The sequence below is a fragment of the Streptomyces olivaceus genome, assembly GCF_000721235.1.
Taxonomy (GTDB): domain Bacteria; phylum Actinomycetota; class Actinomycetes; order Streptomycetales; family Streptomycetaceae; genus Streptomyces; species Streptomyces olivaceus.
Window position 1 is genome coordinate 229,145 of sequence record NZ_JOFH01000015.1, and the last position, 26,305, is coordinate 255,449.

16 protein-coding genes are annotated in these 26,305 nt (G+C 70.6%); 9 read left to right on the forward strand and 7 right to left on the reverse strand.

The genetic code is table 11. The features are described from left to right. Positions 1–23: 23 nt before the first annotated feature. From IG94_RS0118710 to IG94_RS0118730, 5 genes are all read right to left on the reverse strand, one after another. On the reverse strand, positions 24–1,859 hold the full coding sequence (locus tag IG94_RS0118710; protein ID WP_031037736.1) for a gamma-glutamyltransferase family protein: 1,836 nt from the start codon (positions 1,857–1,859) through the stop codon (positions 24–26). A 348-nt stretch (positions 1,860–2,207) separates the two neighbouring features. Beyond that, positions 2,208–3,533 (reverse strand): cation:dicarboxylate symporter family transporter, encoded by a 1,326-nt coding sequence (locus IG94_RS0118715; RefSeq protein WP_031037740.1) that lies wholly within the window; start codon positions 3,531–3,533, stop codon positions 2,208–2,210. 41 nt (positions 3,534–3,574) lie between these two features. Next, positions 3,575–4,471 carry a substrate-binding domain-containing protein gene (locus IG94_RS0118720; RefSeq protein ID WP_031037743.1) on the reverse strand — a complete coding sequence of 299 codons (897 nt, stop codon included), beginning with the start codon at positions 4,469–4,471 and terminating at the stop codon, positions 3,575–3,577. Further along, the gene (locus IG94_RS0118725) at positions 4,464–5,330 is read right to left on the reverse strand and encodes an amidohydrolase family protein (protein ID WP_031037745.1); all 867 of its coding nucleotides are present in this window, start codon (positions 5,328–5,330) and stop codon (positions 4,464–4,466) included. The genes IG94_RS0118720 and IG94_RS0118725 overlap by 8 nt, the downstream gene beginning before the upstream one ends. Before the next feature lie 105 nt (positions 5,331–5,435). Beyond that, positions 5,436–6,461 carry an amidohydrolase family protein gene (locus IG94_RS0118730; RefSeq protein ID WP_031037746.1) on the reverse strand — a complete coding sequence of 342 codons (1,026 nt, stop codon included), beginning with the start codon at positions 6,459–6,461 and terminating at the stop codon, positions 5,436–5,438. Positions 6,462–6,817: 356 nt separating this feature from the next. Between IG94_RS0118730 and IG94_RS0118735 the strand changes: the two genes are divergently transcribed. Further along, the gene (locus tag IG94_RS0118735) at positions 6,818–7,516 is read left to right on the forward strand and encodes a GntR family transcriptional regulator (RefSeq protein ID WP_052410742.1); all 699 of its coding nucleotides are present in this window, start codon (positions 6,818–6,820) and stop codon (positions 7,514–7,516) included. A gap of 231 nt (positions 7,517–7,747) precedes the next feature. Here IG94_RS0118735 and IG94_RS0118740 read toward each other — a convergent pair whose 3' ends face one another. Continuing rightward, positions 7,748–8,689 carry an SDR family oxidoreductase gene (locus IG94_RS0118740; protein ID WP_031037748.1) on the reverse strand — a complete coding sequence of 314 codons (942 nt, stop codon included), beginning with the start codon at positions 8,687–8,689 and terminating at the stop codon, positions 7,748–7,750. Between the two features lie 240 nt (positions 8,690–8,929). Between IG94_RS0118740 and IG94_RS0118745 the strand changes: the two genes are divergently transcribed. Next, positions 8,930–9,772 carry a helix-turn-helix transcriptional regulator gene (locus IG94_RS0118745; protein ID WP_031037750.1) on the forward strand — a complete coding sequence of 281 codons (843 nt, stop codon included), beginning with the start codon at positions 8,930–8,932 and terminating at the stop codon, positions 9,770–9,772. Positions 9,773–9,814: 42 nt separating this feature from the next. Here IG94_RS0118745 and IG94_RS0118750 read toward each other — a convergent pair whose 3' ends face one another. Beyond that, positions 9,815–10,846 carry a C40 family peptidase gene (locus IG94_RS0118750; RefSeq protein ID WP_031037753.1) on the reverse strand — a complete coding sequence of 344 codons (1,032 nt, stop codon included), beginning with the start codon at positions 10,844–10,846 and terminating at the stop codon, positions 9,815–9,817. A 295-nt stretch (positions 10,847–11,141) separates the two neighbouring features. Here IG94_RS0118750 and IG94_RS0118755 point away from each other — a divergent pair, with 295 nt between their 5' ends. From IG94_RS0118755 to IG94_RS0118785, 7 genes are all read left to right on the forward strand, one after another. Beyond that, entirely contained in the window at positions 11,142–12,044 is a 903-nt protein-coding gene (locus IG94_RS0118755; protein ID WP_031037757.1) for a phosphotransferase, read from the forward strand. Between the two features lie 210 nt (positions 12,045–12,254). Then, on the forward strand, positions 12,255–19,217 hold the full coding sequence (locus tag IG94_RS0118760) for a glycoside hydrolase domain-containing protein (protein WP_031037760.1): 6,963 nt from the start codon (positions 12,255–12,257) through the stop codon (positions 19,215–19,217). Positions 19,218–19,298: 81 nt separating this feature from the next. Further along, the gene (gene lplAB / locus IG94_RS0118765; RefSeq protein ID WP_031037764.1) at positions 19,299–20,363 is read left to right on the forward strand and encodes a lipoate-protein ligase LplAB; all 1,065 of its coding nucleotides are present in this window, start codon (positions 19,299–19,301) and stop codon (positions 20,361–20,363) included. Between the two features lie 374 nt (positions 20,364–20,737). Beyond that, positions 20,738–22,696, forward strand: a complete 1,959-nt coding sequence (locus IG94_RS0118770; RefSeq protein WP_052410743.1) for an AfsR/SARP family transcriptional regulator — start codon at positions 20,738–20,740, stop codon at positions 22,694–22,696. 37 nt (positions 22,697–22,733) lie between these two features. Next, the gene (gene kynU / locus IG94_RS0118775) at positions 22,734–23,969 is read left to right on the forward strand and encodes a kynureninase (RefSeq protein ID WP_031037773.1); all 1,236 of its coding nucleotides are present in this window, start codon (positions 22,734–22,736) and stop codon (positions 23,967–23,969) included. A 173-nt stretch (positions 23,970–24,142) separates the two neighbouring features. Then, a complete protein-coding gene (locus IG94_RS0118780; protein ID WP_031037777.1) occupies positions 24,143–25,735 on the forward strand; it encodes a tryptophan halogenase family protein in 1,593 nt (530 codons plus the stop codon). 95 nt (positions 25,736–25,830) lie between these two features. Next, positions 25,831–26,301, forward strand: coding sequence for a flavin reductase family protein (locus tag IG94_RS0118785; RefSeq protein ID WP_043483945.1), 471 nt, complete (start codon positions 25,831–25,833; stop codon positions 26,299–26,301). Positions 26,302–26,305 lie beyond the last annotated feature (4 nt).

Below are 26,305 nucleotides of genomic sequence, written 5' to 3' on the forward strand. Positions count from 1 at the left end.
GCCGCGGGGGCGGGCCACGGGGTTCAGCGGCCGACGGCGTACCCCTGCATGCCGCGCGGGTTCGCCGCCGCCGACAGGACGCCCGTCTCCGGGTCCCGCGCGACGGCGCACAGCCGGCCCTCGGACCAGGCGTCGCCCACCGTGACGTCGTGCCCGCGGCGGCGCAGCTCCTCGACGACCCCTTCCGGCACACGGGACTCCACGGTGACGCTGCCCGCCCGCATGCCGCGCGGGAAGAAGGAGCCGGGGAAGCTGTCGTTGTGCCAGTTCGGCGCGTCGATCGCGCCCTGCAGGTCGAGGCCGCCCCGGACCCGTGCGCGCAGGGCGACCGCCAGGAAGAAGTGCAGCTGCCACTGGTCCTGCTGGTCGCCGCCGGGCGTGCCGAACGCCATGACGGGCACCCCGTCCCGCAGCGCGAGCGACGGCGTGAGCGTGGTGCGGGGGCGGCGGCCGGGCGTGAGCGAGTTCGGCAGGCCCTCCTCCAGCCAGGTCATCTGCAGGCGGGTGCCGAGCGGAAAACCCAGCTCGGGCACGACCGGGTTGGACTGCAGCCAGCCGCCGCTGGGCGTGGCGGAGAGCATGTTGCCCCAGCGGTCCACGATGTCGAGGTGGCAGGTGTCGCCGCGGGTGCCGCCGTCGGCCGAGACGTCCGGCTCGCCGGGCACCGGGGAGGTGGGGCTCTTGGCGACGGTCGGCTCCCCGACCCCCAGCGCGTCGAAGCCCTCGGCCTCCACGGCCGCCACGCGCGCGCGGGCACTGATGCGCGGGGCCCGCCCGCCCGGCGCGCCGGGCCGCAACTCGAAGGAGGCCCGGTCGCCGACGAGCGCCCGCCGCTGCGCGTTGTACTCGGGCGACAGCAGGTCGTCGAGCGGCACCTCGTCCGCGCCGTGCGCGTCGCCGTACCAGGCCTCGCGGTCGGCCATGGCGAGCTTGCAGCCCTCGACGAGCAGGTGGACGTAGTCGGCGGAGCCGTGGGCGGGCAGTTCGGGCGGGAGCAGCGCCAACTGCTGGAGCAGCGCCGGGCCCTGGCTCCAGGGCCCGGCCTTGCACAGGGTCCAGCCGTTCCAGTCGTACGTCGCCGGCGCCTCGTAGTGCGCGGACCAGCCGGCGAGGTCGTCGGCGGTCAGGGTGCCGGTACGGCGTTCTCCGCTGGTGTCCAGGGTGGGCCGCCCGGCCTGCCGGACGAGGGCCTCGGCGACGAACCCGGAGCGCCAGATCTCCCGCGCCGCGTCGATCTCCGCCTCCCGGTCCCCCGCGCCGGCGGCCTCGGCGAGCAGCCGCCGCCAGGTCGCGGCGAGGGCGGGGTTGCGGAACAGCGCGCCGGGGCGGGGCGGGCGGCCGTCCGGCAAATAGACCTCGGCGGAGGACGTCCACTCGGTCTCGAACAGCTCCCGGACGGTCGCGACGGTCTCCGCGAAGCGCTCCACGGGCGGGTGCCCGTCCTCGGCGTAGCCGACGGCGTACTTCAGCACGTCGGCCAGCGGCTTCGTGCCGTGGTCGCGCAGCAGGAGCAGCCAGGCGTCGAAGGCACCGGGCACGGCGGCGGCGAGCGGGCCGGTGCCGGGGACGAGGTCGAGACCGAGCCCCCGGTAGTGCGCCACCGTCGCCCCGGCCGGCGCCACGCCCTGCCCGCACAGCACCCGCACCTCGCCGCCGGCCGGCGCGAGCAGGATCGGCGCCTCCCCGGCGGGGCCGTTGAGGTGCGGCTCGACGACGTGCAGCACGAAGGCACCGGCCACGGCGGCGTCGTAGGCGTTGCCCCCGTCCTCCAGTACGGCCATGGCCGACTGCGAGGCCAGCCAGTGGGTGGAGGACACCATCCCGAAGGTGCCCTGGAGGGTGGGACGGGTGGTGAACACGGGGACTCTCACCTCACTGTTCGGGTGTACCGGCCTGCACCATAGGCGCTCAGGACGGCGGCTGGGGAGGGTCTGACGAGTGGCCACCAGGAAACCCCTTCGGCGAGGGTCGGGCGAGCCCCCCGGTGCCGGACACGGTCCGTGCTGCCTGAGCCGGTGTGGTCGAGGTGCGGCGCGGGGCACTCTCGCACGCGATCGGTGATCGTAGGCCGCCGAGGGAGAGGCAGCGGCGGGTATTGAGCAGTGCACCCGGGAACTGCCGTGATCAGGCTTTGCGCTGACTGCTCGCGGAGGATCACCCAGGTGGGGACGAGCGCCACGGCAGGTCCGGCTCAGGCCTCTCCGGCCTTATGCGGCGGTCCGGTATCCGGTGTCGAGTTCAGTACGGAGTCGTTCTCGGTCGATCGCCTTCTCCCATCTGGCGACGACGAGGGTGGCCACGCAGTTGCCGGCGATGTTGGTGAAGACGAAGGCCGCCGAGAGGATGCTGTGTACCCCGAGGACCAGTGCGATGCTGCTGACAGGGATCGTATCGGTCGCGCTGAGCGTCAGTGCCAGTACGGCGATGGCGGAGCCGGAGACCCCGGCACCGCCCTTGGACGTGAGGAGCAGTACCAGCAGGAGCCCGAGTTGGGCGGTCCAGCTCAGGTCTGCTCCGGTGGCCTGGCCGAGGAAGACGCTGACTGCGGCGAAGTAGAGGCACGTTCCGTCGTGGTTGAAGCTGTAGGCGGTGGGCAGCACGAGGCCCACGACGGGTTCGTCCACGCCGAGCTTCTTGAGCTTGGCGGTCAGCTGGGGAAACACGCTCTCCGAGGAACTGGTACCGAGCACCAGCACCAGTTCCGCACGGAAGTAGCGCAGCAGCTTCAGCAGGCTCACCCCTGCGTACCGCGACACCGGCCACAGCACCAGCCCGAAGAACAGCACCACGATGAGATAGAACACCGCCACCAGTCGACCGAGTGACAGCAGCGTCCCCAGACCGTACTCGGACACGGTGTAGCCGATCGCGCCGAAGGCCGCCGCCGGGGCGATGCGCATCACCTTGCGGATGATCCAGAACAGGGCCTGCTGCACCGTGTGGACCAAGTCGAGCACCGGCTGCGCCTTCTCGCCCACGGAAGCCAGTCCACAAGCGAACAGCACGGAGAAGACCAGGATCTGGAGGATGCTGCTCTCAGCGAAAGCCTGTACCGCGGAGGTCGGCACCAAGTTCACGAGGAAGTCGTCGAAGCCCTCCGACTTCGCCGGCTCGGTGGCGGAGGAGGGGGCGTGCAGGGAGGACGGATCGATGTGCATGCCCGAGCCGGGCTTGAGCACGTTGACCACGACGAGGGCTATCACGAGCGCGATCGTGGTGACCACCTCGAAGTAGACCAGGGACCGGATCGCTATACGGCCGACCTTGCCCAGGTCGCGCACGCTGGCGATACCGTGCGTCACCGTGCAGAAGATGATGAGGCCGACGACCATCTGGATCAGATGGATGAAGATGTCACCGAGGAACTGCACATGCTGTCCGACCGAGGGGGCCAACGCGCCCACGAGCACGCCGAGCGCGACTCCGGCGAGGACCTGGAACGCCAGGTCGCGGTAGAACGGGGGGCGTTTTCTTGCGCCCGGTGCCGACGCGCCCGCCTCGGCGGGGGCGTCGGTGGGAGTGGTTTCGCTCATGGTCCGGTTTCTCCGTTGAATGTCCGGTGGCGACAGGCGAGTCAGGCGGCGTCTTTGCCGAGCACCTCCCGGGCTGGTCCGAAGACCTCTTCGAAGCTGAGCCGCCGCGGCAGCAGCTGCTGCGCGAGGCAGGCGTCGATCACTGTTTCCAACGGCTTCCGCAGTCGTTCGAAGCCGAACATCGTGGGACGGGGCGCGCCGTCGAGGTGCTGGACGCTGTCGCGCGCGCGGCGCAGCAGTGCATAGCTCTCGCGTACGGCGGAGGGAACGTCGCGGCACGTGGAGGCGGCCACCGCCACCATGTGGTTGATCGGCATGTAGCCGTGCCACCGCCACCACAGTTCGTCACGGGCGGCGGCGTCGGGGAAGACGGACACGAACTCGTCGCCCTGCGGCAAGTCGTTGCCGAGGACGGCGGCGTCGACGTGCCCCTCGCGCAACATGTCGAGGAGCCCCGTGGTGTGCGGATGGCGGGTGACGAACGCCGGGTCGGTGTACTCGGCCACGTGCGCGCCCTCACGAGTGCACCATCGAACGTCTCGCGCCGCCAGACCGTAGTCCTCCGCGAGATGGGCACGCACCCACATGCCCGTGGTCTGCGTGTAGGACCGCACCCCGATGCGGCTGCCCGCGAGGTCCTTCGGCCGGATCGGGCGTGAGGCGTGAGATATGAGACAGCCTCGCTGGAACCGGGCGGCCACGACTGCCGGCAGCAGCACCACGGGACGGCGATGGGCGACGGCCTGCAGAGCGGTCACGACAGCCAGCTCGCAGAGGTCGTACGCCTCGGCGCGCACCATCGGCGCGAAGGCCCGGTGGATGGGCGAGACGGGAAGGAAGTCCAGACGTACGCGTGCGCTGTGGACATCCCCGTTCTTGAGCGGAGCCGTGTGCGGGTGGTCGCCCAAGACGGTACGGAGCACGGCCGGTTCAGGCACGGGGCCCTCCCACGGTCGTGACGGGGGTGTAGAACGCGGCCGTCGATCCGCCGAAGATCATCTCCTGGTCGGCCGCCGACAGGTCCGACGCCGCCTCACGGGCCTGTGCCAGGAGGTCGGCGGGTGTGCCCTCTGCCGCGGGGAAGTTGGAGCCCCACGCGATACGGTTCGCCCCGTAGGCCGCCACCAGATCCGCCAGGAAATCGGCGGCGGTGGAAGCTCCGCGCTGCGCCGCGCCCAGCGCCCGGTGGGTGAGCTTGAGGTGAACGCCCGGGTGGCCCGCCATGTCGAACAGGTCCTTGGCATGCCGATAGGGCCGGCCGTCGGACAGGTCGGGGCGGGCGCAGTGGTCCAACAGCACCCGCACACCGGGGAACCGTTCCAGCAGACCTCGCAGTACGGGCAACCCCTGGATCGTCATCTGCAGGCAGACCGGGATGCCCTGCTCCTCGGCATAGGCCCAGGCGGGATAGGAGTCCCGGTGGCCCAGCCAGTCCGCCTGACCGGGCATCGTGGTACCGGTGGTGAACAGCCGGAAGCCGGTGAGGCCCTGGCCCTGCCAGTACTTGATGCGCTCGACGGCGTCCGGGGCCGGGGCGTCGATCGAGTACACGCCGATGAACCGGTCGGGGTGGGTTCGGACCGCCTCGACGACGTAGCGGTTGTCGTGGCCGTACACCGTCGAGGCCTGTACCACCACTGCCTTGTCGATCTCGGCGTCGTCCAGTGCACGGACGAGCCCGTCGATGTTCACCGGGCGGGTCTGCGACCACTGCGACTGACGCCCACCGATCGGGGAGGTCGGATAGCGCACGGTGTCCGTCGAGATGACGTGGGTGTGGTTGTCGATCAGCACCATGAAATTGCCATGTCCTTTCGGTCGATACAGGGCGGGCCCGGGTACTGCGGACCGTCATATGTGTTCGGGTGGGCCTCGGACCCGCTACGAGGCCGACGCCGGCGCTCAGCGGCCGGCCCGGCGCAGCCGCGAGTCGAGCCGGGGATACACGGTGCGGGCGTTGCCCTCCTCGATGGCCGTGAGACCGGCCGGGGAGAGGCCCGCCGCCTCGAGATAGCGGTGGGTGTCGTCGAAGTGCCGACCGGTGTCCGGGTCGACGCCTCGTACCGCGCCGATCATCTCCGAGGCGAAGAGCACGTTGGCGTGGGGCATCACCTTGAGCAGCAGGTCGATACCGGGTTGGTGGTAGACGCAGGTGTCGAAGAAGACGTTGTTCAGCAGATGCTCGGTGAGCTCCGGCTTGCCCAGCGCCTGCGCCAGCCCGCGAAAGCGTCCCCAGTGGTAGGGCACCGCGCCGCCACCGTGCGGGATGACCAGCCGCAGGGTGGGGAAGTCGGCGAACAGATCACCCTGGATCAGCTGCATGACAGCGGTGGTGTCGGCGTTCAGGTAGTGGGCGCCGGTGGTGTGGAACGCAGGGTTCTCACTGGTGCTCACGTGCACCATCACGGGGACGTCGAGCTCGACGATCTTCTCGTAGAGCGGATACCAGGAGCGGTCGGTCAGCGGTGGCGCGGTCCAGCGGCCACCGGAGGGGTCGGGATTGAGGTTGACCGCGACGGCGCCGAGTTCCTCGACCGCGCGGATCAGTTCGGGGACGCAGGCCGCCGGACCCGCGCCGGGCGACTGCGGCAGCATCGCGGCGGGCGCGAACCGCTCGGGGAACAACGCGCCGACACGGGCGCACAGGTCGTTGCAGACTCGGGCCCAGGCCTCCGAGACCGCGGAGTCGCCGATGTGGTGCGCCATGAACGAGGCGCGCGGGGAGAAGACCGTCAGGTCGATTCCGCGCTCGTCCATCAGACGTAGTTGGTTGGCCTCGATCGTCTCCCGAATCTCGTCGTCGCCTATCCGCAGATCCGCGTTGCTCGGAGCCTCGCCCTCGGTGGTCAGAGCCCGTATCTGGCGCTCGCGCCACTCGCCCAGTGCTGCGGGCGCGGTCGTGTAGTGGCCGTGGCAATCGATGATCAACGCACGTCTCCTTAGCTCGTCCGGCGCGGCCAGGGGCCCCGGGGGGGTGCGCACAGTCGGACGCTAATCGCGGCCTGGAGTCAGCGTCAACAATTTTTGTGACAATATTTTCAGTGATCCTGTCGCAAGTGGAGCCACACGTCAGGGTCACAGCGTCAGCACGGAGCGAGTGGACGAGCGAGCGACGAGGAGAAGACATGTCTGATCCGCACACCGGGCGGCATCCACCGGCAACCACCCCCGGCTCGCGACAGGGTCGGGGACCGCCACGGGCACCAAGCACGACTACGGCGCAATAATCACTGAAAATTTTGTCGGTGATAGGGTCGCTGCCGCGTTGTCACAGGCACGTGGCGATGGCCCGTTCGGGAGCGAGGGAGCAGCAGCACGTGACCAGCGCACAGTTGAAGGGGGCGGCCGCGCGGCTTCACGTCAGCACGCACATCCGGCAGTCCCTGTGGGCCGGCGACCTGCTGCCGGGACAGCGGCTCGTGGTGCAGGACCTCGCCGACCAGCTCGGCGTGACCCGCAGCTCCGTGCGCGAGGCCCTCTTCGACCTGGCCTCCGACGACCTGGTGGAGCTGGTGCCCAACCGCGGTGCCAGCATCAGGGTCATCTCGGTCGACGAGGCCATTCAGATCACCGAATGCCGCTCCGCGCTGGAACGCCTGTGCGCACGCAAAGCAGCCGAGCGGGCGACCGAGGAGCAGCGTGCCGAGCTGGTCGAGGTCGGCGTGCAACTTCGTGCCGCGGTGGCCGAGGAGGAGTTCCACACCTACTCCGCCCTCAACCGCAGGCTGCACGACCTCGTCATCGAATTCAGTGGCCAGACCATCGCCGCACGCCAACTCGAGCGGCTCAACGTACAGATGGTCCGTTTCCAGTTCCGTCTCGCACTGAGGACGGGACGCCCGCAGGAAGCACTCCCCCAGCTCCTGGCCATCATCGACGCCGTCACCGCGGGTGATCCCACCGCCGCCGACACGGCAGCCGAGGCTCAGCTGGCGAGCGTGATCGACCAGCTCCGCAAGACCGAAACGCTGCCACTGGCCTGAGCGCGATGCGGCCGGGAGCCTTGTGGGCCTTCGAGGCGCAGGCCCGGGCAACGGGCGGAACGGCTGCCTACCGGCCCTTACCCAAAGGACCCGGCCCGTTGGTCGTCTGCACGCGCCGGACGGTTCGTCCGGCTTCGGTGAGCGGCGCGGCGGTTCTCCCCCTCCTCCCCCGAGCGTCCGGGACGTCGGAAGCTTCGGAGTCCCGGGCCTGCCCCTTGGTGCCGGCGCCCGTCAGACGGCGACGCGCGCCCCCGTCAGCTCCTCCGAGCGCTCCCACACCCTGCGGGCCTCGTCCGTGCCGTGCAGGCGGGTGTAGAGCTTCTGGTGCGCGGGCGGGCCGCCCAGGTGGCCCGGGCCGCCCGGGCCGTACAGCGCCCCGCCCTCCGCCTCGGGCGACGTGGCGGCGTACAGGGCGGGGAGCTGTGCGGTGCGGACCGTGCCGAGGAGGATGCCGCGGGCGGACAGGGCGCGGATGAGGCGTACGCCCATGGTGTCCTTGTCGCGGCCCAGCTCCGGGCGGGCGGCGAGCAGGCTGGTCGGGGCGACGCCCGGGTGGGACAGGTTGCTGGTGATGCCCCAGCCGGCGGCCGCGCTGCGGCGGTCGAGTTCCAGGCCGAAGAGCCCGAACGCGATCTTCGACTGGCTGTAGGCGCGCCTGCCGTCGTAGAAGCGTTCCCAGTTCAGGTCGTCCCAGTTGATGGCGCCCTGGTTCGCCGCGACGCTGATCTGCGACGTCACGCGCGCCCGGCCGGCCCGCAGCAGCGGCAGCAGGTGGGCGACGAGGGCGAAGTGGCCGAGGTGGTTGGTGCCGAGCTGCAGCTCGAACCCGTCGGCGGTCGTCTGGCGCTCGGGCGGCGTCATGACTCCGGCGTTGTTGACGAGCAGGTGGACGGGGCGGTCCTCGGCCAGCAGGGTCCTGCCCAGCGCCGCCACCGAGTCGAGCGAGGACAGGTCCAGCGTGCGCAAGGAGACGTCCGCGTCGGGGACCTGCCCGCGGATCGCTTCGAGCGCCGCCTCGCCCTTGCGCGGGTTGCGGACCGGCAGGACCACCTCGGCCCCCGCGGCGGCGAGCCGGGTGGCGATGCCGAGTCCGATGCCGTCGCTCGCTCCGGTGACGACCGCGCGCTTGCCGGACTGGTCGGGGACGGTGATGTCGAAGTCGGTGCGTGGCATGGTGTCGCTCCCTCGTGGCGTCGTTGCCTCCACCGTGACGGAGTCCACCGGGGCTGTGCAGGGCCTGCCGATCCCCTGATAGCGGGGCCGGGGCTCGGCGTCGTTTCGTCGTTTGCACAGGTCAATGGCCTTTTGCGCGGAGCGCCGCAGCACCTCGGGGGCGCCAGAGGGGGATCGGCCGTCCGTGGCTGCGCGGCCGCCGCGGCGGTAGAAAGGGGGACGGCACGAGGAGAGGACCCCATGGAGATCGACCGGAGCGGACTGGCCGCGTTCCTGCGGCGCCGGCGGGAGCTGCTGCAGCCCGAGGACGTCGGGCTGCCACGGGGGCAGCGCCGCAGGACAAGGGGGCTGCGGCGGGAGGAGGTCGCGGCGCTGTGCCACATGTCGACCGACTACTACGCGCGGCTGGAGCGGGAGCGCGGCCCGCAGCCCTCCGAGCAGATGATCGCCTCGATCGCACAGGGCCTGCACCTGTCCCTGGACGAGCGCGACCACCTCTTCCGGCTGGCCGGGCACAGCCCGCCCGTCCGCGGCACGGTCGGCGAACACGTCGGCCCCGGCCTGCTGCGCATCCTGGACCGCCTGGCCGACACCCCCGCCGAGATCGTCACCGAACTCGGGGAGACCCTGCGCCAGACACCGCTCGGCGTCGCGCTGACCGGCGACACCACGCGGTTCACCGGGCCCGAACGCAGCATCGGCTACCGCTGGTTCACCCTCCCGGCCACCCGCGCGCTGTACGCGCCCGAGGACCACGACCTGATGTCCCGCATGTTCACGTCCGGGCTGCGCCAGGTCGCCACGCTGCGGGGCCCGGACTCCAGGGCGGCCCACTACGCCGAGCTGCTCCTGGAGCGCAGCGAGGAGTTCGGCCGCCTGTGGGACGCGCACGAGGTGGGCGTCCGCCCGGGCAGGGTCAAGCACTTCGTGCACCCCGAGGTCGGGCACCTGGAACTGAACTGCCAGTCGCTGCTCGACCCCGACCAGTCGCACCATCTGCTCGTCTACACCGCGGACCCCGGCTCCGAGAGCCACGACAGGCTGCGCCTGCTCTCGGTCATCGGCACCCAGTCGGTGGGCTGACGGCCGGGTCGCCGCCCCGGTGGCCGGGGCGGCGGGCGGTCGTCAGACGCGCACCCCGAACTGGAAGGAGCCGATGGTGCTCATGGATTCGTAGCGCACCGAGGTGCCCGGGTAGGGGGCGTGGAGCACCTGGCCGTTGCCCGCGTACAGGCCCACGTGACCGAGGCTGTTGAAGAAGACCAGGTCGCCGGGGGCCAGCTGGCTCTGGCCGATCTTGGTGCCGTCGTTCTGCTGGGTGTAGGTCGTCCGGGTGAGCTGGACGCCGGCCTGGGCGTAGGCCCACTGGGTCAGGCCCGAGCAGTCGTAGGAGCTGGGGCCGGTGCCGCCGGAGACGTAGGGCTTGCCGATCTGGGTGGCCGCGGCGGCCAGGGCGGCGGCGCCGCGTCCGGAGGCGGGGGCCTCGTTGCCGAGGTCGACGCGGTCGCTGGCCGAGCGGCTGGCGCGCTGCTCCTTGTCGGCGATCTCCTGGCGTTCCTGTGCCGTCAGCGTGTTGAGCAGCTTCTGCGCCTCGGCGAGCTTGCCCTGGACCTTTTCCTTCTTCTTCTTGAGCTCGGTGCGGGTGTCCGCGAGGTCGCTCAGCTTCTCCGAGGCCTCCTTGCGCTGCTGCGCGAGGGTGCGCTGCTTCCCCTGGATCTTCTCCAGCGCCGCGACCTGCTGCACGCTGAGCTGGTCCAGGGTGGAGGCCTTGTCCAGGTAGTTGTCCGGGTCGGCGGACAGGAAGAGCTGGAGGGAGGGGTCGATGCCGCCGGAGCGGTACTGGGCGCTGGCCATCGAACCGAGGCCGTCGCGCAGCTCGTTGAGTTCGGCCTGCCCGCGGGCGACCTCGTCCTGGAGGTCCTCGACCTCGCCCTCGAGCTTGTCCTGCTTCTCCTTGGCCCCGTTGTACTTGTCGGTGGCCCGCTCGGCCTCCTCGTAGAGCTTGTCGACCTTGGACTTGACCTCGTCCTTGCTCGGCTTCTCGCTCGGGGCGGCGTTGGCCGCCTGGGAGGTGAGTGCCACGGCTGCGGCGGCGGTTGCGGTGATCACGGTCACCCGGGCACGGCTCGGCTGCTTGGGCCGACGGTGGGAGGCCACGCGGGCGGTCTCCTTCTCCTCCAGCCGCCTGTCGCTCAGGACCGACGGGTGCCCCTCCACCGATCACCCCTTGTGGGTGATCCCCGAGTGGGGTGCCAGCCCAGACCATAGTGACCTTCTTGTGATCAGTTCAAATCTTGATCAGACAAAAACTGCACAGGGTGCGCGCATTTCGGGACTCAACACAGAAGACGGTCACTCCCGCGCCCCATGAAGACGGTCACTCCCACGCCCCATGAAGACAGTCGCTCCCGCGCACCGTGAACACGGTCGCTCCCGCGTACTGTGACGTCGCATGGCCGACTGCGAGTTCGAGATCACCGCGGACCTGGTCCGCGAGCTGCTGCGGGAGCAGCATCCCGACCTCGCCGGGCTCGCCGTACGCGAGGTGGCGGGCGGCTGGGGCAATCAGATGTGGCGCCTCGGGGACGACTTGGCCGTGCGCATGCAGCGCATGGACCCCACTCCGGAGCTCCTGCTCAAGGAGCGGCGGTGGCTGCCCGTACTGGCCCCGGGCCTGCCGCTCCCGGTACCGGTCCCGGTACGGTCCGGCGAACCGTCGGCGCGCTTCCCCAAGCACTGGACCGTCATGACGTGGGTTCCCGGCACGCCGCTGGACCTCTCCCCCGTCACCCGCGGCGCCCACGCGGCCGACGTGCTGGCGGACTTCCTCAGGGCCCTCCACGTACCGGCGCCCGCCGGCGCACCGGCCTCCTCGGACCGCGGCGGCCACCCCAAGGAGTGCGGGGACGGCTTCGCGCGCTTCTTCGACGCCGTCGCCCCCGAGGGCGACATGGACGCCGTACGGGCCGTCTGGGACGACGCCGTCGCGGCTCCGGGGTGGGAGGGTCCGCCCCTGTGGGTGCACGGCGACCTCCATCCGGCGAACGCCGTCGGCGCGGGCGGAACGCTCACGGGCGTGATCGACTTCGACACCCTGTTCGCGGGCGATCCCGCCTGGGACCTCACGGCCGCGTGGGTGCTTCTGCCCGCGGGCGGCGCCGGCCGGTTCTTCGACGCGTACGCGCGCGCGGACCGGGCGACCGTCCGGCGCGCCCGCGGACTGGCCGTGCTGCAGAGCCTGTTCCTCATGCTGATGGGCCTGAACGGCGACCGGGGCCTGCCCGGAGGCAAGCCGGCGTGGGGCCCAGCGGGCCGGGCAGCGCTCGAACGGGTCCTCAAGGACGCCGCGCCGTAACCCCGTTGGCCGCTGCCCGCGGCCTCCACGGCCGGCCGGGTCCGCACGCACCGCCGTCCGCCGCACCCTCTGTACGAACCCTGTTTCCCCGTTGTATGACTTCTCCCTGTGTGATGGCGGAGGCGTTCATCCGGTGCGTCCGCCCCGGATGGAGACTGACAACGTTGTCCACAGGTCCACTGCTCTCACACGGAGAGGGTCGTACTCGTCATGCCTGACAGATCCAAGAGACCGCCGGCACGGGCGGCGGCCGGGACCCGCGCCCTGCGTGCCGCGGTCGCCGCCGTGCTCGCCGGAGCCCTCGGCCTCGGCGCGCTGACGACCGGCGGCACCGCCGCGGCCGCCCCCTCGGCACCGGCCTCCGCGTCCGGTGAGGCGTCCGGCGGGACGGACTACACGAAGCTCGTCGACCCCTTCGTGTCCACCGCCGGTGACGACGGCAACGACCTCCCCGGCGCCCAGGCACCGCACAGCCTCGCCAAGGTCAACCCGATGACCGTGCCGGACCGCAACCACTCGGGCTACGACTACAACGAGGACCACATAGCCGGGTTCACCGCCACGAACCTGGACGGCGTGGGCGGTTCGGGCGGCGGCGGCGACCTGCTGGTCGTCCCGACCTCGGAGCAGTACGACAAGCGCCCGGCGACGAGCACCTACGCGCACCCCTACAGCCACGACGACGAGAGCGCGTCGCCCGGCTCCTACCGGGTGGGCCTCGGGTCGGACGCCGGCACCATCGACGCCGAGATGACCGCGACGACCCGCACGGCGCTCGAACGGTACGCCTTCCCCGACGGAGCCCGGCCCCAGCTGGTCCTGGACCTCGCCAACAACTTCACCAGCCGTACCCGCTCGACCCTGGACGCGACGAGGCTGAAGGACGGGACGACCGCGATCAGCGGGCTCGTCGCCGGGTCGTTCAACGGCGCCTCGTACCGGCTGTACTACTACGCCACCACGAACGTCCCCGTGACCTCGCTGCGCAGTTGGGGCGACGACGGCGCGCTCGGCGGCGCGACGGCGCGGGACGGCACGGACACCGGCGCCGTCCTCGGCTTCGACCCGGCCGACGGCGGCGACGTCGAACTGCGCATCACGCTGTCGCCGATCAGCGCCGAGCAGGCCGCGACCGACCAGCACAACGAGGTGGCGGGCCGCGGCTTCGAGGAGGTGCGCGCGCAGACGGAGGCGGAGTGGAACAGCACGCTCGGCACCGTCGCGGTCGAGGCCTCCCGGAAGGCCGACCCGGACTCGACGCTCACCAAGCAGTTCTACACGCACCTCTACCGCATGTACGCGCTGCCGGTGAACGCCACCAGCACCAGCGGCACCTACCGCGGCGTCGACGGCGCGGTGCACAAGGCGAACGGCTTCACGTACTACGACGGCTGGTCCACCTGGGACGACTTCCGCAAGTACTCCGTCACCGCCTACATCGACCCGGCCGGCTACCGGGACATGGTGCAGTCCGCCGTCATCCTCTTCGCCGACGCGCGGTCCACCGGCAAGAGCCTCGGCAGCCTCACCCACTCGGTGCCGACCGTGCGCTGGGAACGCCTGCCCGTGGTGATCGCCGACGCGCTGTCGAAGGGGTACAAGGACTTCGACCGGCTCGACGAGGCGTACCCGGCGATGAAGTCGTACGCCGGCTACTACACGGGCACGGAGCTGCGGCAGGGGTACGTCGCCGGTGACCCCGGTACGACGGTCCAGCGGGGCTACGACCAGTGGGCGCTGTCCCTCGTCGCCGACGCGCTCGGTGAGGACGCGGACGCGAAGAAGCTGCGCGAGCAGGCGACGATGGCGACCGACAACCTCGTCAAGCCCGGCGCCTGGACCGCGGACGACGGCACCGAGGTCGGCCTGCTCACCCCGCGCGACGGCGAGGGCGCCTGGCAGGGCGTCGACTACGAGAAGTTCGAGGAGGCCAAGCTCTACCAGGGCACCCTCTGGCAGTACCACTGGTACGACGCGTACGACATGGGCGGCCTCATCGAGGCCATGGGCGGCGAGAAGGCGGGCCGGGCCGCGATCCGGCACATGTTCGGCGAGGACTCGGACGCCGACGACGGCTCGACCATGCTGCACTCCAACGCCAACGAGATCGACCTCCAGGCGCCGTACCTCTTCAACTACGTCGGCGAGCCGAGCCTGACGCAGAAGTGGGTCCGCGCCATCTACACCGGTGAGACCTGGAACCGGTACATCGCGACCGGCTCCACGGGCGAAGCCCCCAGCTCCGGCGGCGAGTTCAGGCCTCCGGTCAAGACCAAGGCGTACGAACTCGCCCCGGACGGCTTCCTGCCGACCATGGACAACGACGCCGGCACCATGTCGACGATGTTCGTCGCCGCCGCCCTCGGGCTGTTCCCGGTGACGGCGGGCTCCAGCCAGTTCCAGATCGGCAGCCCGTTCTTCGACTCGACGACGGTCCACTACGCGAGCGGCGCCGAGTTCACCGTCGAGGCCGACGGGGTCTCCCCGGACAACTACTACGTGCAGGGCGCCCGCCTGAACGGCAAGCGGTTCTCGAACACGTGGCTGGACTACTCGCAGATCGTCGCCGGCGGCACCCTGAAGTTCGACATGGGCTCAGCGCCGTCGTCCTGGGGCGCCCGCACCGAACCCGCGTACTCGCTGAACACCGACACCGGCGACGGTGACGACGGCTCCGCGCCGGGCAGGGGCACGACCGTGGTGTCCGCCCGCCCCGACAGCGTCGACACCGCCGCGGACGGCACCGTCAAGGGGAACATCGAGCTGCGGCTGTCCGGGAAGGCGTCGTTCGCCGCACACGAGGGGACCAGCCTCACCCGGAGCGGCGCAGCGGGCGTCACCGGTCTCCCGGACGGCGTCGAGGCCGACCTGCGGGTCACCGGCAGACGCACGGCGTCGCTGCGGCTCACCGGAACGACGCAGACCGACGCCCGTCTCGGACTCACCTTCCGCGACCGGGCCTTCGCCCACGGCGTACCGGCCTCGACGGTGACCGGCGCCGGGGTGTCCGTGACCGACCCGCTGGTCGTCTCGGCCGCCGCGGTGCACCGCGGGAGCCTGGGCGCCCTCGTGGAGGAGGCCTCGCTGGTGCGCGAGGGCAACTACTCCGACGGCTCCTACGGTGTCTTCCGGACGGCGCTGGAACGCGCGCGGACCGCCCTCGCGGACGCCGACGCCGCCACGGGCACCCTCATGGCCGCGCACGACGCGCTGAAGTCCGCCATCGAGGCGCTCACCCTGGACGAGGGCGGTTACGCCGTCCTGCAGGCCGAGGACCCCGACAGCATGGAGGGCCCCAGCCTCGTGAAGGAGGCGTACCACTCGGACGGCGACCTCGGCGGCGTCACCGAGGGGGCCTGGGAGCAGTACACGAACCTCGACTTCGGCGGAGTCGCCCCGCGCGGCGTCTCCGTGCGCTACGCCAACGCACAGGCGCCGGAGGCGGAACCGAGCAGCGTCGACATCCACGCCGGGGACGCCGAAGGACCCGTCGTCGCCACCGTCTCCCTGCCCGGGACCGGCGGCTGGCAGTACTACACCACGGTGCAGGCGGCCGTCACCGACCCGCAGGCCCTGCTGGAGGCGCCGACCGCGACGTTCGTCTTCCACGCGCCGTCGGGACAGCAGTGGGTGTCGAACTTCGACTGGTACCAGTTCTCGCCCGCCGAGCCCGCCTCGTCCTCCCCGGTCACGACCCTCGCCACCCTCACCACGGCCAACACCACGGCGACCGGCGACGGTTCGCTCCCGCTCAAGCTCAGCAACGGCGTCTTCGAGAACGTGACGAACGGCGCCTGGGCCGAGTGGCGGGGCACCGGCCTCGGGGACGGCGCCGACACCGTCACCGTCAGCTACGACAAGCCCCGCTCCCGCGCGGCCTCGGACTCGCACATCGAGCTGCGCCTGGGCGGCAGGGACGGCCCGGCCGCCGTGGACGTCCCCCTGGAGTACACCGGCTCGGGCTGGGGCACCGTCGCCACCACGAGCGTGCGGCTCGACCCGGAGACCTTCGGCGGCGCCCAGGACGTGTACGCCGCCTTCGTCTCCGGCACCCAGACCGACGCCCAGCCCTACGTGGCCAACGTCTACTCGCTCACCCTGACGCGGGAGACGGACGCCCCGGTGGTGTTCGACGCCACGGCGTTCGGGGCGAGCAGCGGCGGCGGGCTCAAGAGCGAGCCGGCCACCTGGGACGGGGCGGGCTCCGCCACCAGCCTCGGCGGCACCTACGACGGCGCCTGGCTCGACTACGGAGACATCGACTTCGGCACCGAGCCGAAGAACACCGTCACGTTCACCTACGTCAACAACTCCGCCCGCTGCGGCACCGGTTCCGCCGTCCAGGTCCACCTGGACTCCTTCGACGCGGACGCCCCTGGCACCCCGGACGCGACCGTCCCGCTGCCCGTCACCGGAAGCTCCTGGTCGTCGGGCGGGACCACCAGTCTGACGCTGCCGGAGGCGATCACCGGGACGCACTCCGTGCACCTGCGGCTGACGACGAACGCGGACTCCTCGCACCCCTACGTCGCCAACCTCGGCCGGGTCGCCTTCGACCACGTCGAGGCACCCGCAGAGACGGACCTGTCGGCCCTGCGCAAGGCGGTGGAGCAGTACGGGGGCCTGGCCGAGCACAAGGACCGGTACGGCACGATCGACTTCGGGGTGTTCGCGCGCGAACTCGCCGCCGCCCGCGCCCTGCTAAACGCCGGCGACGCCACCCAGCTGGAGGCGGACCTGCAGACGCGCGGCCTCACCCTCGCCGCCAACCAGCTGGTCCCCCTCCCCCGGCTGAAACTGGAGAACCTGGTCGCCACCGCCTCCGCCCGCGCCGACGAGCGCTACACGGACGCCTCCTGGAAGGCGTTCACCACCGCGCTCACCGCCGCGAAGGAGACCGTCGCGGACGACGCCGCGTCGGACGCCACCCTCACGGCGCGGTACACGTCCCTCGACAGGGCCATGTCGGCGCTCAGGACGAAGCACAGGACGGTGCCGGCCGCGCCCGGCGCCGTGTCGGCGACCGCGTCCGGCACGAGCGTGCAGGTCACCTGGTCCGCGCCCGAGGACGACGGCGGTTCGCCGGTCACCGGCTACGAGGTCACCCTCGGCGGCGGCCGCCAGGTCGAGATCGCCGACCCGGCGAGCCGCAGCACGGTGTTCACCCTGCTGGCGGACGGCACGTCGCACACGGCGCGCGTCCGCGCGGTGAACGCGCTCGGCGACTCGGCCCCCAGCGCCCCGACCCGGCCGGTCGTCACCGGCGACAACCGGCCCCAGCCCCCGACCGTCACCGGCGTGGTCACCGACGGCAAGCGGGTCCGGGTGACCTGGCGGCCGGCGGGCGACGGCGGATTCCCCGTCCTCGGCTACACCGTGGCCCTCGACGACGGAACCACCGCGCACGTGTCGGGCACCACGGACTCGGCGCTGCTCACCACCGCGGGCGGGGCGAAGGCGCACACCGCCACCGTCACCGCCCGCACCCTCGCCGGTACCTCGGCCGACCCCGCGCCGAAGGCCGCGGCCACGGCGGACACCGGGACCGCGACGGGCACCGGGACGGGCACCGGGACCGCGGCAGCCTCCGATCCGGCGGACTACGAGCCGGCCCCGTTCCCGGACGACGTGCTGGACGCCGCCTACCCGTCGGACGAGTGGCCGCGGACCGGCGACGGCGGCGACTACTTCACCAACCTGCTCAGCGGTTTCGACGACCTCGGCCCCGGCACCCTCGGCGCCAACGGCGAACTGCCCGAGGGCAGTGAACTCGGCGCCGAGAACGACGAGATCACCGTCGCCGTCAACAACGCGGCCACGCAGAAGCAGGTCGACCGCGCCGAGGTGGACGCCTCGAACAGCGCCACCGTCACCATGGCCGACGGCCTGGGCTCCCGCCTGGGCCCGATCTACGGCGAAGCCCTGAAGGAAGGGCAACTGCCCAAGACGAGCGCGCTGTTCTCCCGTGTCGCCGAGAACCTCGACACCCATGACGCGGCGAAGAACCGCTGGAACTACCTGCGCCCCTACGTCCGGCTCGGCTTCGCCGGCGACGGCGGCCGCATCTACGAGTCCGAGGACAGCTCGTACGACGGCCTCGCGAAGCAGGGTTCGTATCCGAGCGGCCACACCTACGGCGGCTACGAGGCCGGGACGATCCTCGCCACGCTGCTGCCCGACCTGGCGCCGTCCATCCTCGCCCGCACCTCCGAGTACGGGGACAACCGCCTCGTCCTCGGCTTCCACTACCCGCTCGACGTCATGGGCGGCCGCATCACCGCCCAGGCCACCGTGGCGCACCGCTGGGCGGACCCCGCGTTCGGCAAGCTGCTGCAACAGGCCCACACGGAGATCGAGAACGTGCTGCTGGCGCGGTGCGAGGAGGAGGGCTACGGCGACACGCTCACGGCCTGCGCGGGCGCTCCCTACGCCGGTCTGGGCACGGCGGAGACCGTCGACCTCTACACGCGGCGGCTGTCCTACGGGTTCTCGCAGGTCGGCGAGGCCGGCCAGGCCCTCCAGGCACCGTCCGACGCGGCGGCGCTGCTGATCACGGCCTTCCCCGACCTCACCGAGGAGCAGCGGACCCAGGTCGTCGAGCAGACCGCGACGGACTCCGGCCTGCCCCTCGACCTCACCGGTACCGGCGGGCCGAGCTGGCAGCGGATCAACCTGGCGGCGGCGATGGCGGCGGACGTCACCGTCGGCGCCGACGGGTCGGTCACGGTGACCAACTTCCCGGACGCCACGCGGGCCGCTGTCGCCGACGCCTCGGCGCTCACCGTGGGAGGCGTTCCCCTCGACGGGTTCGATCCCGGGGTGGGCACGTACGTCATGGACTGGCCGAAGCACGGGAGGATCCCGGCCGTGGGCGCGGTGGCGGCCGAGTCCGGTGCCCGGGTGAAGGTCACCGACGGCAGCCGGACCGTGTCGTCCTCGCGTCCCGGCTTCACCGCCCGGACCGTCACGGTGACCTCCGCCGACGGCGAGCACAGCCGGACGTACACGGTCGGGTTCCAGCGGACGGACCACGACCACCGGCCGCCCTGGTCCGGCGGACCGGGCGGCCCCGGCGAACACGGCGATCCCTGGAGCCGGGGCGGCCGCGGCGGTCCCGACGGCACCGGGCTCTGGTCCCCGGCCCGGGAGTGGGAGGACGCCCGGGGCCGGTGACCACCGCAGGGGCCCGTCCGGGCCGGGAACACGCCGGACGGGCCCGCTGTTGTCTCCGGGTGCGGAACGGAGGCGCAAACGGTGCACGGTGAATACAAGATCCCCGGCGGCAAGCTGGTCGTGGTGGACGTCGAGGCCGAGGGCGGCGTACTGCGGCAGGTGCGCGTGGCCGGCGACTTCTTCCTGGAGCCGGACGAGGCCCTGGAGGCCGTGAACCGCGCCCTCGAAGGCGCCCCGGCGGACACCGGCGCGGCGGGACTGGCCGCGCGGATCGACGCGGCGCTGCCCGAGGGCACCGTGATGTACGGGCTGACCTCGGAAGGCGTCGGCGTCGCCGTGCGCCGCGCCCTCGCGCACGCCACCGACTGGACGGACTACGACTGGCAGCTGATCCACGAGGGGCCCCAGTCCCCCGCGCTGCACATGGCACTGGACGAGGTGCTGACCGCCGAGGTCGCGGCGGGCCGGCGCCCGCCGACGCTGCGGGTGTGGGAGTGGGGCTCACCGGCGGTCATCATCGGCAGCTTCCAGTCCCTGCGCAACGAGGTGGACGCCGAGGCCGCCGCCCGCCACGGCATCGAGGTGGTGCGCCGGATCTCCGGCGGCGGCGCGATGTTCGTGGAGCCCGGCAACACCATCACCTACTCCCTGTCGGTGCCGGAGGCACTGGTGCAGGGCCTCTCCTTCCAGGACAGCTACGCCTACCTCGACGACTGGGTGCTGGGCGCCCTCGGCGAGATGGGCATCCGCGCCTGGTACCAGCCGCTGAACGACATCGCCACCGACCAGGGCAAGATCGCGGGCGCCGCCCAGAAGCGCGTCGTGGGCCCCGGCGGCGGCCCCGGCGCCGTGCTGCACCACGTGACCATGTCGTACGACATCGACGCGGACAAGATGCTGGAGGTGCTGCGCATCGGCCGGGAGAAGATGTCCGACAAGGGCACGAGGAGCGCCAAGAAGCGGGTCGATCCGCTCCGCCGCCAGACCGGCCTCCGCCGCGAGACCGTCATCGACCGCATGCTCGACTCCTTCCGAGCCCGCTACGGCCTCACCACCGGCCACGTCACCCCCGGGGAAATGGCGCGCGCCGAAGAGCTGGCCGGGGCCAAGTTCACCGACCCGCGCTGGACGGCCCGCATCCCCTGACGCGAGGTGCCGCCGAACGGGGAACGGCCATGTCGAAATCCACCAATTTCTCGGCTTCCAATGGTGTGCCGCTCCAGCTTCCTGCATGATGCCGGAGGCGGCGGAAGAACATGATCGAGGACGCCCCGGAGTGCTGCTTGACACTCCGTTCCGGAATCCACGATTCAAAGGAAGTCGAACTTCCTGTTCCGCATTGAAGTAACGCAGTCTTCACGCCCGCACAAACGGGGGCTCACTTCACTGAAGGTGGGAATCGGGTGGAATTTCGCGTTCTCGGTCCGATCGAAATAAGAACAGAAGAACAAACGGTTCTCCTGGACGGGAAAAAGCCGAAGACGATACTGGCCGCTCTCTTACTGGAAAATGGCCGCGTCGTGTCCGACTCACGTCTGCGCGACATGACATGGGGCCCCAGACAGCCGGCCACGGTCGACCAGCAGCTGTACGGCTACGTGTCCCGGCTGCGCAAACTCGTCGGCCCGGGCGCCTCGATCACCCGCCGCAAGCCCGGGTACAGCCTCAGCCTCCACGACTCGCTTCTCGACTCCACGGAGTTCGGCCGTCTCGCCGGCCTCGGGTACCGCGAGTTGCGAGCGAACCGTCATGAATCCGCGACCAGGCACCTTTCCGCGGCACTGGCCCTCTGGCGGGGTCCCGCGCTGGAGGATGTGACCGACTTCCTCAGCCAGAACGAGTTGCCACATCTCGAAGAAGCCCGTATGGCCGCGGTGGAAGGCCGTATAGAGGCGGATCTCGCCCTGGGACGGCACCAGGAACTCATCGGCGAGCTGACCAACCTGGTCGAAGCACACCCGGGGCGCGAGCGGCTCCGCGCCCAACTGATGACGGCACTTTTCAGGTCGGACCGGCAGGCCGACGCACTGACCGAGTACCATCGCGGCCGCGCTTTTCTCTCCGAGGAACTCGGAGTGGATCCGAGTTCCGCACTCAACAGCGTTTTCCAGGCCATCCTCGCCGGAGATCCGAAGATTTCGGCTCCCTCCGCGCCCGCCCGTCGCATCCAGGTACGGAGCCACGCCGATTTCGTGCCGCGAATGCTGCCTCCGGATATACCTGATTTCGTCGGCAGGGAAGAACAGAGGAGCGAGCTGAAGGCGTATCTGGGAGCGCACACCGGAAAAGTCGCGCCGATCGTGGTGACCGGTATGGGCGGCATCGGAAAGAGCACGCTCGCCGTTTCGGCAGCCTGGTCGAGCCACGACAGGTTCCCCGACGGCCAGTTGTACATGGACCTCGGTGGCACGGAGGCGCCCAAGGACCCCTACCACGTCATGGGACTCTTTCTTCAGGCCCTGGGCGAGCCCGGGCACCTCGCGTTCTCCTCCATGGACGAACGCGTCCAGCTGTACCGCAGCCTCCTGGCGGGCCACAGGACCCTGGTGCTCCTCGACAACGCCTCCGACGAGCGGCAGGTGCGGCCGCTGCTGCCGTCCGCGTCCGGCAGCAGCGTGGTCATCACCGGCCGTTCGGGCTTCAACACGCTGGAGGGCGCCCATGTCGTGCACGCGGCTCCCCTGCGACTGGACACCAGTCTCAGCCTCCTGGCCGGGGTGGCCGGAGCAGGCAGGGTCACGGCGGAACCGAACGCGGCCTGCGGCCTCGCCGCCATGAGCGGCGGACTGCCCCTGGCCCTGCGGGCGATCGCGGGACGTCTGACGGCGAAGCCGCACTGGTCGCTGGCCAAACTCGAAGGCCGCCTGCTCCACGGCCCGCATCCACCGCTGGACGAGTTGTGCATCGCGAACATCGATCTACGGGCCAGCGTCCGGGCGAGTTACTCGCCCCTGTCGCCACAGGCCAAGACCGCTCTTCGCATGCTGTCGCTGCTTCCCGTTCCCGACATACCGGTGAGTCTGGCCGCTCGTGCCCTGGAGATCAGCAGACCGGAGGCGGAGGACGCCTTGGAGGAACTGGTCGACGCCAGGCTGCTCCAGGCACGGAAGCCGACGGCCGAGGTGTGGCTGCGCTATCGCATGCACCCGGTGGTGCGGATGTTCGCCGTTGAGCAGGCGGAGGCTCAGGACAGCGCCGACGCATGGCGGGACGTCGTCGGTCGCACGGCGGGGAGCTGGCACCGCTACACACAGAAGTCCGGTGCCGAGGCCCTGCGCGGCGTTCCCGGTCCGGACCCCGTCCGGGACCACCGCCTCCGTCGGCCCGTTCGGGACGTCCCGGACCTCGCCCGTCCCCTGCGCGAGGCCCGTTCCTCGGGCTGGGACCTCGCCGCCTCGGCGTTCGCCCGCATGGTGGCCGTGCACCCCTGCCTCAGTGAGGCGTACGAAGCCGTACTGACGCTCTCGCCCTTCTCTTGAGCCCGCGTCACCATCACGGATCACGGAGGACCGAACCATGTCGACGCTGTTGTCACGGGCTGAAGAACTCGACGCCGAGGACCCCCTGGCACACACCCGCAAACGCTTCCTGCTTCCCGACGGGGTCACCTATCTCGACGGCAACTCGCTGGGCCCGGTGCCCGTCGGAGTGCCGGGGGCCATGGACGACGCCGTCCGCGGGCAGTGGGGCGAGGGACTGGTGCGCTCGTGGCCGGACTGGATGCGCCTGCCACTCGAACTCGGTGACCGGATCGGCCGTCTCCTCGGGGCCGGAACCGGAAACACGGTCGTCGGAGACTCCACCTCCGTGCAGATATTCAACGCCCTCGCATCGGCTGCCCGGTTGCGCCCGGGGCGGGGCGTTCTGCTCACCGACGTCGATCACTTTCCCACCGACCAGTACCTCGCCGACTCCGTCGGCCGGCTCCTCGGCCTGACGGTCCGGCGGGTACCGGCGGCCGAGTTCGGCGATCACCTGCGTGTCTCGGGCGGCGAAGTCGCCGTGGTCGCCTGTCCAGCGGTGGACTACCGGACCGGACAGCTGTGGGACATCGCCGAAGTGACCGCCGCCGCACACCGGGCCGGGGCGGTCGTGGTCTGGGACCTCTGCCACGCGGTGGGAGCCCTGCCGCTCGAACTCGACGCTGCCGACGTCGACCTGGCCGTGGGCTGCACCTACAAGTACCTGAACGGCGGCCCCGGGGCACCCGCGTTCATCTACGTCAACCCCCGTCACCAGGACAGGCTGGATCAGCCGCTGACCGGCTGGTTGGGCCACGCCGAGCCCTTCTCCACCACGGGAACCTACCGGCCCGCGCCCGGCGTCGCCCGAGCAGTGATCGGTACCCCGCCCGTCCTGTCGACCGTGGCCCTCCAGGCCGCCCTCGACGTCTACGAGGGCGTCTCGATGGACGCGGTCCGCACGAAGAGCCTGTCACTCACCGGATTCTTCATGGGCTGCGTGGACGAACTGCTCGCGGAGTGGGGGTTCGCAGTGGTGACACCGCGCCGGGGAGCCCGTCGCGGCAGCCAGGTGGCACTGCGCCACCCGGATGCCTACGGGCTGGTCCAGGCGCTGCTGCGGCGCCGCGTCATCGGCGACATGCGTCCCCCCGACCTCCTGCGCTTCGGATTCAACGCGCTGTACTTGACGCACCAGGATGTGTACGCCGCCGTGCGGGAACTGCGCGCCGCCGTCACGGCGGGCGAACAGCACGATCCGGGACTCGCCCGGCGGAGCCCCTTCGGCTGATCACGGGGAACCCGGTGGGTTGCCCGATACTTCCGGAGGATTTCCTTCAGGGCCAGACCCTCACTCCGACATGAGGGGGTGTAGAAAAAATATAGGCCACCGAGGCACGGTGTTCCCTGTCGTGGACCGAAAACCCGGATCATTCCGTCCGAGGTTTCAACGAAGGGAGCACCGTGAACGATATCCGCATCAAGGACGTGGTCATCCTCGGGGGCGGAACGGCCGGCTGGATGACCGCTTCGTATCTGGGAAAAGCGCTCCAGGGAACAGTGAACATCACTCTTCTCGAAGCTCCTACCATTCCCAGAATAGGTGTCGGCGAAGCGACCGTCCCCAATCTGCAGAGCGCATTCTTCGACTATCTCGGGATACCCGAGCAGGAGTGGATGCGTGAATGCAACGCGAGCTTCAAGACCGGCATCAGGTTCGTGAACTGGCGCACTCCCGGAAACGGATCCCCCGAGCCCCGGGATCTCGACGGGGGCACCGACTACTTCTACCACCACTTCGCCAACCTGCCGGAACACGACCACGTTCCCCTGTCCCACTACTGGGACTTCAGGCGCCGGCAGGGCGAACAGATCGCCGACTTCGACCGGGAGTGCTTCGGGGAGGCGGCCGCCCTCGACGCCAAGCGCGGCCCCTGGTACGCCGACGGCACGCCGGCCACCGGCTACGCGTGGCACTTCGACGCCCAGCTCGTCGCCGACTACCTGCGCCGCTTCGCGACCCGGAAGCAGGGCACCCGGCACGTCCAGGACGAACTCGTCGACGTGGTCCTCGACGAGCGGGGCCATATCGAGTCGCTGCTGACCAAGGACGGACTGGAGCTGCGGGGCGACTTGTTCGTCGACTGCTCCGGATTCCGCGGGCTGTTGATCAACAAGGCGCTGGGCGAGCCCTTCCTCGACATGAGCGACCACCTGCTGTGCGACAGCGCCGTGGCCACGGCCGTGCCCCACGACGACGAGAAGAACGGCATCGAGCCGTTCACCTCTGCGATCGCCATGTCCTCGGGCTGGACCTGGAAGATCCCCATGCTGACCCGCTTCGGATCGGGCTACGTCTATTCGAGCAAGTTCATCGAGAAGGACACGGCGACCAAGGAATTCTGTGACCTCTGGGGGCTCGACCCGACCAGGACGGAGTTCAACCATGTGAAGTTCCGGGTGGGCCGCAACCGTCGCGCCTGGGTGAAGAACTGTGTGAGCATCGGACTCTCCTCGTGCTTCGTCGAGCCCTTGGAATCCACCGGCATCTACTTTATCTATTCCGCCGTCTACCAGCTCGCCAAGCATTTTCCCGACAAGCGGTTCGATCCGGTTCTCGTCAACCACTTCAATCGCGAGATCGAGAGTATGTTCGACTTCACGCGGGACTTCATCCAGACGCACTTCTACTTCTCCCCACGGAACGACACAGAATTCTGGCGGGCGAACAAGGAACTGCCCCTCGGAGATGACATCCGGGAGAAGATAGAGCTGTACAGGGCGGGACTCCCGGTGAATTCGTCGGTCACCGGCGAACGTGTCTACTACGGCAACTCCGAAGTCGAGAACAAGAACTTCTGGAACAACACCAACTACTGGTGCATCTTCGCCGGGCTGGGATTCCTGCCGGATCGTGTCATGCCTTCACTCACCTACAAGTCCGCGTCCCTGGACAGTGTGGAGACAGTCTTCGGCGACGTTCGCCGGCGTGAGCAGCACCTGCTCGACAAGCTGCCGGCGACGCGCGACATCCTGCGCTCCCTGCACCACAGGTGAATGCCATACCTCCGCCGCCGACGATTCGGGGGAATCCCATGGCCCGGTCCGTGCAAACCGCCCACGACACGACATCACTTGATCTACGCGCGTTCATGGCCGGCTTCCCCACCGGAGTCGCCGTCCTCACCACGCTCGACGCCGACGGCCACCCGCGGGGCATGACGTGCACGTCCATCGCCAGTGTCGCCCTGGCACCCCCCACCCTGCTGGTGTGCCTGCGGCTCGGCAGCCCGACCCTTCAGGCCCTGCGCACGGCCGGAGCGTTCGCCCTCAATCTGCTCCAGCACGCCTCCCAGGCCACCGCGGAGCTCTTCGCGTCCGGGGCGGAGGACCGGTTCACCCGGACCGAGTGGCAGCTTCCGGCCGAGGCGGGCGGTCCGCACTTGTGCGCGGCGGCCCACACCATCGCCGACTGCTCGGTGGCCGGCATCCAGCCGGTCGGCGACCACGCGGTGGTGTTCGGCGACGTCCGCCGCGTCGCGCGCGTGGACGACCCCGACCCGCTGCTCTACGGGCTCCGCCGTTACGCCCCCTGGCCGGGGGGCGAGCGATGGCAACCGTGAGGAC

Coding starts and splice junctions, on each gene's coding strand:
- IG94_RS0118715 (WP_031037740.1), bottom strand. CDS start 3,533: ATGAGCGAAACCACTCCCACCGACGCCCCCGCCGAGGCGGGCGCGTCG.
- IG94_RS0118725 (WP_031037745.1), bottom strand. CDS start 5,330: ATGGTGCTGATCGACAACCACACCCACGTCATCTCGACGGACACCGTG.
- IG94_RS0118735 (WP_052410742.1), top strand. CDS start 6,818: ATGGCCCGTTCGGGAGCGAGGGAGCAGCAGCACGTGACCAGCGCACAG.
- IG94_RS0118740 (WP_031037748.1), bottom strand. CDS start 8,689: ATGCCACGCACCGACTTCGACATCACCGTCCCCGACCAGTCCGGCAAG.
- IG94_RS0118745 (WP_031037750.1), top strand. CDS start 8,930: ATGGAGATCGACCGGAGCGGACTGGCCGCGTTCCTGCGGCGCCGGCGG.
- IG94_RS0118755 (WP_031037757.1), top strand. CDS start 11,142: ATGGCCGACTGCGAGTTCGAGATCACCGCGGACCTGGTCCGCGAGCTG.
- IG94_RS0118760 (WP_031037760.1), top strand. CDS start 12,255: ATGCCTGACAGATCCAAGAGACCGCCGGCACGGGCGGCGGCCGGGACC.
- kynU (WP_031037773.1), top strand. CDS start 22,734: ATGTCGACGCTGTTGTCACGGGCTGAAGAACTCGACGCCGAGGACCCC.
- IG94_RS0118785 (WP_043483945.1), top strand. CDS start 25,831: ATGGCCGGCTTCCCCACCGGAGTCGCCGTCCTCACCACGCTCGACGCC.